The sequence below is a fragment of the Calidithermus chliarophilus DSM 9957 genome (assembly GCF_000430045.1).
Taxonomy (GTDB): domain Bacteria; phylum Deinococcota; class Deinococci; order Deinococcales; family Thermaceae; genus Calidithermus; species Calidithermus chliarophilus.
On sequence record NZ_KE387027.1, the window covers coordinates 582484 to 583527 of the forward strand.

2 protein-coding genes are annotated in these 1044 nt (G+C 71.9%); one reads left to right on the top strand and one right to left on the bottom strand.

Annotation, left to right across the window (positions count from 1 at the left end):
* Positions 1-278, bottom strand: a 278-nt coding sequence (locus MEICH_RS29880) for a hypothetical protein (RefSeq protein ID WP_218916439.1), incomplete at its 3' end; no start/stop codon positions are given.
* 93 nt (positions 279-371) lie between these two features.
* Between MEICH_RS29880 and MEICH_RS26225 the strand changes: the two genes are divergently transcribed.
* On the top strand, positions 372-1044 hold a 673-nt coding region (locus MEICH_RS26225; protein ID WP_036219761.1), incomplete at its 3' end, for a phospholipase D-like domain-containing protein.

Below are 1044 nucleotides of genomic sequence, written 5' to 3' on the forward strand. Positions count from 1 at the left end.
GCGGGGAGGGGGGTGCCCCGGCCCCGGCGGGCCTCGAGGCGCCCGGCGAGGCCCTCGGGAGCCTCCCGGGTTTCCTCGAGCTGCCGCCGGTAGCGCTGGATTTCCAGGTGCAGCCACTCCCGCTGCAGGCGAGCTCCGTGGGGTGTCGCCGGCGCCTTTGCCTCAGCGCGCTGGAGGGGTGCAGGAGGAAGCGCGGTTTCGGCATCGTGGCCTGTGTTCTTCGGGCGTAGGCGGTAGGGATGTACCGGCTCCTTGGAGCGGTCATCGTAAACGGGCATGGAGGGATTCTGCAAACTAGGTCCAGGTTATGCACGAGACCTTGTCTTAATAAACCCGCTATGATGCTCGTCGGCAGGGCTCGAGGAGAAAACATGGCACGCCGTCGCAGAACCAAACGCCCCTCCCCGCATAGCCGCCGGTCGCTCGAGCAGTTGTTGGCGCTCGTCCTGATCGTCGCGGTGGTGTGGGTTTACCAGTGGTGGCACAGCCGCACGTCCACGGTGGTCGGCCCGGACGGGGCGCAGGTGGAGCTGTACCTCATGCCGCGCGACGGCGCCAAGGCCAAGGCCCGGCTGGTCGGGCTCATCGGCTCGGCGCAGCGGCAGGTGGACGTGGCAGCCTTCGAGCTCGAGGACCGCGAGCTCGGGAGGGCCCTGCTCGAGGCGGCGGCCCGGGGGGTGCGGGTGCGGCTGTACACCGACCGCGACTACCGGCGCGAGGCCTGGGAGAGCCTGGGGGCGGGCACGCCGGCCCGCTCGCCGGCGCGGGGCCCGCGCTGCGAGGAGGTGCGCGGGGTGGCCGTCTGCTACGACGACCGCGAGCCGCTGATGCACCACAAGTTCGTGCTCGCCGACGAGGCGGGGGTCTGGACCGGCAGCACCAACCTCACCTGGAACGCCTTCGAGCGCAACAACGAGAACAGCCTGTTCCTCCCGGTGCCGGGGCTGGCGCGGGCCTACCGCGCCGAGTTCGAGGCCCTGTGGCGGGGCGAGGGGGAGGGGCGGGGCGCGCCCGCCCGCTTCAGCGCGGGCCCGCTCGAGGGCC